This window comes from Shewanella sp. POL2, assembly GCF_000282755.1.
In the GTDB taxonomy this organism is placed as follows: Bacteria; Pseudomonadota; Gammaproteobacteria; order Enterobacterales; family Shewanellaceae; genus Shewanella; species Shewanella xiamenensis.
Map to the genome: position 1 here is coordinate 1 of NZ_AKZL01000135.1, position 7,938 is coordinate 7,938.

Consider the following 7,938-nt stretch of genomic DNA (forward strand, 5'->3'; position numbering starts at 1 on the left):
CTTAAACATAGTCCTTAAACAGAGCCCTTAAATTGATTCCATCTTAATTTCTGCTCTACATTACCTTAATTGATTTTCAGTTCAACTTTTAATCCAACAAGAATGTAACAAAAGATAAGATATTGTAATCACGGATGATTAATCGAGAATGAATCGAAAATATTCAATATGTTGTGTCATAAAAAAAGCGCCCATCGGGGCGCTTTAATCGTGACTTAATGAGCTACATAAATGTGCAATTAAAACTCTTGGTTCATCCGCGTCAGCAGGTTCAGCAGCACGCTGCGCTCCTCCGCGCTCATTTTAGCGGTGAGATCGGTCGTTAATTGCAAATGCAGCGCATCATGCTCAAGAAATAGTGCTTGGCCCTTTTCGGTTAACTCGACCAGAATCGAGCGCCTATCGGTTTCGTGCGGGCGGCGCACAACCCATTGGGATTCGACCATCTTATCGATTTGCACCGTAAGCGTGCCAGTCGTTACCCCAATTTTATCAGCAAGTTCCTTCATCCGCATCGCGCCGTGCACTCCCAATAATTCGATGGTGTGAACCTGTGATAGGCTAAAACCCTTATCACGCACGATAGCATGCTCCCAAGATGATAATTTTTCATAAAACTCAATAATCACATGGTTTAACGCCTGATCCGTGGAATGGACGGTCGAGGCTGATAGAGCATCATGCTGCGGTGCAACTGTCATTAGGCTTCCTTAGCGACACACTCACGTTGACGACAAGTATGCAGCTCAATAGTAATATGGGATAACTCAGGGAACTTAGTCAGTAACTGATTAAAATAACTGGCTTCTTTCGGTGAGTGGGACACTATGGATAACATAATAGCATGGTGATCGGCACTCACGCGCCAAATATGTAAATCGGCGACTTGGTGATCCGGAACCGCTTCAATGGCTTCACGCACTTTACGTTGTAGCGAGATATTTACCCCGCCGTCGAGCAAAATTGGACTTGTTTGTTGAATGAGTCCCCATGACCAGCGGCTAATAATAATGGCGCCCACAATCCCCATAATCGGGTCGAGCCAAGTTAAGCCCATATATTTGCCGAATAAGAGTGCGGCAATCGCCAGCACTGAGGTTAATGCATCGGCTAATACGTGAAAATAAGCGGCTCTCAGGTTGTGATCATGCCCCGAATGCCCATGGGAATGTCCATGTGCGTGGTTGTGTGAATGGTCGTCATGGTCATGGTCATGGTCATGGTCATGGTCATGGTCATGGTCATGGTCATGGTCATGGTCATGGTCAGCAGCATGATGATCGTGCCCATGGCAGCAATGATTATCTTGATGAGCCTTATGGTCATCGTTCTCATCATCATGATCATGTGCGTGAGTGTGACCATGAGAGTGACCGTGTGAATGCCCATGTGAATGTCCATGGTCGTGGGAGTGATGGTCTTTCAACAAAAACACGCTTAATACGTTCACACTTAATCCAATCAAGGCTACGAAAATGGCCTCATTAAAGTGAATATTCTCAGGGTTTATCAAACGCATCCCTGATTCGATAAGCATGATAAGTGCAACCAGTCCTAAGGCGATGGCGCTGGTATAACCGCCAAGGACACTCACTTTACCGGTACCAAAGGCAAAGGTTGGATCATTGGCATGCTTACGGGCATAGGAATAGGCAAACAGCGTAATCATAAAGGCGGCGGCATGAGTGCCCATATGCCAACCATCGGCCAGCAATGCCATAGAGCCGTATATCGTGCCCGCCACAATCTCGGCCACCATAGTGATAACCGTTAAATACAGCACATAACGGGTATTTTTTTCGCCAGCAGTATTTTGTGTAGAGAATCCATGGGGATGTTGCCATTGGGCAATGGAGTGTCCAACGCCATGACTTGGCTGCGGCGTTGTTGTTGAAGGGGTTATTTTCATTATTTTTTCCTACGTTCCCTGCCCTTATCTGACCGATTTGGACAAAAGTACCTGTGGTGTTTGATGATGTCTGCCAACATTTTAGTTTGAAAATCAAAATATATAAATATCAAAATAATCATTTTTCAAACTATTTGCAGAAATATTGCCGACAATCACGAGATGTTAAAACGGACAGATACGGAAAACGGCGGAGTCTAGAAACACAAAGGCGCTTAAATCAACCGATTTAAGCGCCTTAACACAGGATTTGATTAGAATGCGGTATCAGAACATAGATACGAAGAATGCACTGAAAAATAAAGCAATTACAACTGTAGTACCTAGCGCCATTTTAAGTTCGGTGTTCATATTCACTCTCCTAGTGGGTATGAACCCATTATTATCAAGCCTGCGATAAATGCCTATATTGAGATAGTTATTTTGTGAGCAAGACCTAAATTATCCTGTACTTTTCACATCGCGTTTAATGGTGACGTGATACAGCTCACACCACGCAATCTCGCCTAGCGCACATCAACTCAAAAATCAAGGCATAGCAATTCGCTTATTCGATTAACATTAAGACTCGATTAACAATGATTTTTGTTATAATGCCGGCATAATTCATTGACCGAGATAATCCTATGTCACAACTGTTACACACAATGATCCGCGTTGGTAACTTAGAGCGCAGTATTAATTTTTACACTCAAATACTTGGCATGAAGCTGCTACGCACCTCAGAAAACCCAGAATACAAATATTCTTTAGCCTTCGTGGGCTACGGTGAAGAATCAACAGGCCAAGCGGTGATTGAATTGACCTATAACTGGGGCACTGAAAAATACGATCTCGGCACAGGCTTTGGCCATATCGCCATTGGTGATGAAGACATTTATGCTCGTTGTGAAGCCATTGCCGCCGCAGGCGGTAAAGTCACCCGCGCGCCTGGCCCTGTTGCGGGTGGCACCACCGAAATCGCCTTTGTGGAAGACCCTGACGGCTATAAGATTGAATTTATTCAAATGAAATCGGCAACCCAAGGTTTAGGTTAAACCTATTATCTTCCAACGTCTGATATAAAAACGGCGCTTGCAGTGTATGCAAACGCCGTTTTCTTTGCTCGTTGATAAATGCCAACACTACAGATTATCGCTTGCCCTCGGCGGCCATCGCGATACGGCTGCTGCGCTTCTTCTGCCAAATGGGTAAACGCCATGCGAGCAACAAACCAAAACCGAGGATATACAGACTCGGTTCGATGATTTCGGATTTGACCGACCAATAAAAATGGATCGGTGCTAGTATCGCCACGACATACACTCCATTGTGCAGCGTTTGCCAACGGCGGCCCATTTTTCGCATTAAGACCTTAAATGAGGTAATCGCTAAGGCGCTCACAATCACATAAGCCACAGCACCAACTAAAATATAAGGCCGTTTCGCCACCTCGCTGAAAAACAACTCCCAGGCAAACAGCAGATCTAAGCTGAAAAACGCCACAATATGCAGTGTGGCATAGGCAAACACATACAAGCCGACAAGCCTGCGAGTCTGCATTAACCAACCTAACTTAAATCTCTTGGCAATAGGTGAAATCAGTAGTGTTGCCAGTAGCGCATTGAGTGCGCCAATTCCAGTAAAGTGGATAATATGCTGCACAGGGTCGCCGCCCGCACGCCCCGACAGCACAGTAAAAACCAACCAAGTAATCGGGATAAACCCAATCAAATGAAAAACTAACTTTACCCAGAGCAGCTGTTTTGGTGTGACTCTTAACGCCGTGATGTTGAACATAAGACTCCTACTCTTTTCCCCTTTAAAGGCGCTAACCACTATCTCACTAGACAGATATTGCAACTTGTTCGCTAGGCGCAATCGATTGCGCCTAGAATACGGTCACCGAATGGGTTAATAAAACTGCCTCAAATCCATGCCGTCATATAAAGAGGCCACAAACTCGCCATAGCCATTAAAAGGCAATGTATCGATGCGCTGCGCCGAGAATAACCCACCTTCACCGATGCGCCGCTCACTCGCCTGTGACCACCGGGGATGATCGACAGCTGGGTTCACATTGGCATAAAACCCATACTCATGGGGTGCGAGTTGATTCCAGCTGGTGGGTGGCTGCTTGTCCATCACCCGAATACGCACAATCGATTTAATGCTCTTAAAACCATATTTCCACGGCACCACTAAGCGGATCGGCGCACCGTTTTGCGGCGGCAGGGTTTTACCATACAGCCCGACTGACATCAGCGTCAGTTCATTCATCGCCTCGGCAATGGTTAAGCCTTCCACATAGGGATAATGAATGCCACCGCCCATTAAACGGCTTTTTTGTCCTGGCATTTGCTCGGGATCGAAGGCGGTCTCAAAAGCAACATATTTTCCCTTGCTGGTTACGCCCACTTTTTTCAATAACGCCGCAAGTGGAAATCCAACCCAAGGGATCACCATCGACCAAGCTTCAACGCAGCGCAGTCGATAAGTACGCTCTTCAAGCGGAAACAGCTTAGTCAGATCCTGATAATCAAGCGTCATGGGGCGCTCAACTTCGCCTTCAATACGCAATTGCCAAGGGTCGACTTTATACTGCTGCGCATTATCAGACGGGTCTTGTTTGCTGGTACCAAACTCATAAAAGTTATTATGGGTTGTGACCTTATCAAATGGTGTAAGCACCTCACCCTGACCAAAGCGCGCATTGGCCTCAAAAGTCAGTGGCGTGGTGATAAAGCTGGTTTTGGGCTGATCACCAAACAGATCAAATAATCCCGCCTGCACATAACCTGGGATACTGGCACCAATCGCACCTAACCCCATGGCTTTCACTATGTGGCGACGTGCCTTAAAGACCGACTCAGGAGTAACTTGATTGTCTTGTATATGCCAGCGTGCTTTTTTCAAAATACCCGGTGTAAAACGTGATTGATTAGTCAATTGACACCTCTGCAAAAATAAAATGTTATGTACCGGCTTTTGCTAACGCTAAGCGCTCACCCATAAAGCTCAGGTAAATTAACCTGTGTTGATAAGCTGTAGTGATATAGACACAGAAAACCGCAAAAAAATTTCATCCCTCACACTATATCAACCTAAGCGACTAAGTCTTGCTCATTTGAGTCATCAGCTAAACAGATTGTTTATTAAAGCACTTGAAGCCTTTCTAGGGGCATGCGACCCTAAGCGCCATCGCAAAAGGAGTGCTAGTAAGATGCCATTTTCTCAATCTTTTTCCCTCGCCCAGATCATCGGCCTAATCGCCGTGGCCTTTTTAGGACTGTTAATCGGTGCCCTACTCAATCAACGTCTCACCCGTTCTCGCTGGCAACAGTTTAAGGACGAGTTAGAACAAGAAATGCGCCAAGTGAACGAAGATGCAGAGCTTTCCCTCGCGCAGCAGCAAATCTTAGTGGACGATAAAGATAGCCAACTCCGTCAATGCCAGCAGCGCCTAGAGCAAAAAATCGAACATCTAGGCAAAGCCGAGGCCTTAGCCGAGCGCGTGCCGAGTTTAGAGCAGCAATTAAACGATAGTCATCGCCGTCAACTCGAATTACAACTGGCGTTGTCTAAATCTAATGCCCTACAACAAACCATTCAGGCCAAAGCGGATGCCCAGCAAGAATCACTGCGGGAAAAGATCGCCACCCTAGAAAGTGCCGAAGTACGTCTGCAAACCCAATTTGAAAATCTTGCCAACCGTATTTTCGAAGAGCGCAGCGAAAACTTTAAACACCAAAACGCCAATCAATTAGAAGGCGTACTTGGGCCGTTAAAGCAACAGTTAGAAGGTTTTAGGCAGCAAATCCGCGAATCCTATAACCATGAGCAATCCGAGCGTAGTGCACTCAAACATCAATTAGAGCACTTGCGTGAGCTCAACTTAAAAATGAGCCAAGATGCCATTAACCTGACAAAAGCCCTAAAAGGCGATAATAAGCAGCAAGGCAACTGGGGCGAAGTGATTTTAGACCGCGTGCTGCAAGAAAGTGGCCTGCGCGAAGGCCACGAGTACCACACCCAGCAGGATCTCAAAGATGACAGCGGCAAACGCTTTAAGCCCGATGTCATCGTGCATTTGCCTGAAAATAAAGACGTGGTGATTGATGCTAAGATGTCACTTATCAGCTACGAGCGCTATTTTAACAGTGAAGATCCGCTGGTGCGCGAACAGGCCATCAATGAGCATGTGCTATCCATACGCAACCACATTAAAGGCTTGAGCCAAAAAGATTATCAGCGTTTACACGGGCTTAAAAGCTTAGATTATGTGCTGATGTTTATCCCCATCGAGCCCGCATTTTTGCTGGCTTTAGAGCATGACCCAAGCCTTGTTAACTTTGCCCTTGAGCAAAATATTATGCTGGTCAGCCCAACCAACCTCTTGGTTGCCCTGCGTACCATCAATAATATCTGGCGTTACGAGTATCAAAACCAACACGCCCAAACCATTGCCAAACAAGCAGGCCGGATCTACGACAAACTCTGCGGCTACCTCGACGATATGGAAAAACTTGGCCGCGCTTTAGATAACGCCGAGAAAACCTATCACAGTGCCATGAATAAATTATCCTCTGGCAAAGGCAATTTGGTGCGTCAAGCGCATTTAATGCAGCAACTGGGTGTTGATACCAGCAAACAACTCGATAAGATGTTACTTGAGAAGGCGCTCAATGAAGCCTTAGACGACAGTGATATTGATGAAACCAGCGAGTTCGAAAACGATAGCTCAGCTAAAACAACTGAACACCAAACCAGGGTAACAAAAATTGAGGATGCCACCGCACTCGAACAACTCAACACCCAAACGCAGCAAAACGCCTAAATCACTATTAATCCTGAATCGATAGGGAAAAATCGATTGTAACCTTGATGCCCGGAGGCAAGTTCTGCATGTGCAACCCATTCACAAAGATGGTGTTATCCAGCGCAATTATTATCGCAGGTGCATTTAATGCCTCTGCGGCTTTTGCTTTAACGTCGACCCAAAAGACTTTTCTTGAGGCTGAAAAAGCCTTGAAGAAACAAGACTATGCAACCTATAAGCCCCTACGTGCTAAGTTAGGTGAATATCCGCTGGCGATCTACTTAGACCATGATATCGATATAGGTCGGCTCAATGATTTACGCGGTAATGACGCTAAGTTTTTGATAGATAAATATCAAACAACACCAATGTACCAAAGACTGCGTTCGAAATATTTATTGAATGCTGGTAGCCAAAAGCGCTGGAACGATTTTCTGACGCTGGCTCAAGATGCGCCAACCGATGTCAGACTACAGTGTTATTTTTATGAGGCAAAACTTGCCAAAGGTGAAACCCAAACCGCCTATACCGCCGCGCAGTCGCTATGGGTCTATGGTGATTCCCGTCCGAAAGAATGTGACCCTCTGTTCAATGCCTGGACCAAAGCGGGCAAGCGCACTCAAGAGGTGATTTGGGCAAGGATGTTAGTGAGCTTCGATGAAGGCCAAACCAGTCTTTTGAGCTTTCTATCGCAAAAAATTACGGTCCATAGCGCCGAAGCCAAACGCTTAGTCGCCGTATTTAAAGATCCCAATAGCCTGCGCCATACTGAAAAATTTAAAGACAAAAATCCTATTGTTGGCGATATCGTTGCTGCTGGGTTAAAACGCCTTGCCCGTAAAGATCTCGACCAAGCCATCGATTTATATACTCGGTATCAAAAAGCCAAACGTTTTAGTCCCGCGCAAGATCTACAGCTGCAAAAGTATCTGGTGCGCCGAGTATTGATTGAGCAGGATGATAATTTTAAAGACTGGGCAGATAATCTGCTGCCAGAGATGAAAAGCGACGATATGTTCGAACGTCGTTTACGTTGGGCGATTCGTGAGCAGGACAGCACCCATATTGCTCGCTACTTAGATTTATTATCACCTGAAGCTCAAGCCAAAGAGCGCTGGCAATATTGGCTGTATCGCACCAATGCCAAACACGCCCCAGAAAGCGCCACCAAAGCCCTAGCGGCCGTTAGCAATGAGCGCGGCTTTTACGGTTTTGCCGCCTCACAATTATT

General features: G+C 45.9%; 6 protein-coding genes and 1 pseudogene. 3 read left to right on the plus strand and 4 right to left on the minus strand.

Annotated elements, in window-relative coordinates:
* Nucleotides 1-239: 239 nt before the first annotated feature.
* Entirely contained in the window at nt 240-701 is a 462-nt protein-coding gene (locus tag SHEWPOL2_RS20945; RefSeq protein WP_037431356.1) for a MarR family transcriptional regulator, read from the minus strand.
* Nucleotides 701-1,909 (minus strand): CDF family Co(II)/Ni(II) efflux transporter DmeF, encoded by a 1,209-nt coding sequence (gene dmeF, locus SHEWPOL2_RS20950; protein WP_037431359.1) that lies wholly within the window; start codon nt 1,907-1,909, stop codon nt 701-703. Before dmeF ends, SHEWPOL2_RS20945 begins: the two co-directional genes overlap by 1 nt.
* 626 nt (nt 1,910-2,535) lie before the next feature.
* On the opposite strand from dmeF, the gene gloA reads away from it, so the two are divergent.
* Nucleotides 2,536-2,946: a lactoylglutathione lyase gene (gene gloA / locus SHEWPOL2_RS20955; protein ID WP_037417829.1), complete on the plus strand. Its 411-nt coding sequence runs from the start codon at nt 2,536-2,538 to the stop codon at nt 2,944-2,946.
* A 94-nt stretch (nt 2,947-3,040) separates the two neighbouring features.
* Here gloA and msrQ read toward each other — a convergent pair whose 3' ends face one another.
* Both msrQ and msrP read right to left on the minus strand, forming a co-directional pair.
* A complete protein-coding gene (gene msrQ, locus SHEWPOL2_RS20960) occupies nt 3,041-3,688 on the minus strand; it encodes a protein-methionine-sulfoxide reductase heme-binding subunit MsrQ (protein WP_037431360.1) in 648 nt (215 codons plus the stop codon).
* A 114-nt stretch (nt 3,689-3,802) separates the two neighbouring features.
* Nucleotides 3,803-4,837, minus strand: a complete 1,035-nt coding sequence (gene msrP, locus SHEWPOL2_RS20965) for a protein-methionine-sulfoxide reductase catalytic subunit MsrP (RefSeq protein WP_037431361.1) — start codon at nt 4,835-4,837, stop codon at nt 3,803-3,805.
* A gap of 274 nt (nt 4,838-5,111) precedes the next feature.
* Here msrP and rmuC point away from each other — a divergent pair, with 274 nt between their 5' ends.
* The gene (rmuC, locus tag SHEWPOL2_RS20970; protein WP_037431362.1) at nt 5,112-6,725 is read left to right on the plus strand and encodes a DNA recombination protein RmuC; all 1,614 of its coding nucleotides are present in this window, start codon (nt 5,112-5,114) and stop codon (nt 6,723-6,725) included.
* A 68-nt stretch (nt 6,726-6,793) separates the two neighbouring features.
* A pseudogene (locus tag SHEWPOL2_RS20975) lies at nt 6,794-7,938 on the plus strand (lytic transglycosylase); the annotation flags it as partial.

What these genes read in the sequence shown, in the direction of transcription:
- gloA (WP_037417829.1), top strand. Translation starts at nt 2,536, where the DNA reads ATGTCACAACTGTTACACACAATGATCCGCGTTGGTAACTTAGAGCGC.
- msrQ (WP_037431360.1), bottom strand. Translation starts at nt 3,688, where the DNA reads ATGTTCAACATCACGGCGTTAAGAGTCACACCAAAACAGCTGCTCTGG.
- SHEWPOL2_RS20945 (WP_037431356.1), bottom strand. Translation starts at nt 701, where the DNA reads ATGACAGTTGCACCGCAGCATGATGCTCTATCAGCCTCGACCGTCCAT.
- dmeF (WP_037431359.1), bottom strand. Translation starts at nt 1,909, where the DNA reads ATGAAAATAACCCCTTCAACAACAACGCCGCAGCCAAGTCATGGCGTT.
- rmuC (WP_037431362.1), top strand. Translation starts at nt 5,112, where the DNA reads ATGCCATTTTCTCAATCTTTTTCCCTCGCCCAGATCATCGGCCTAATC.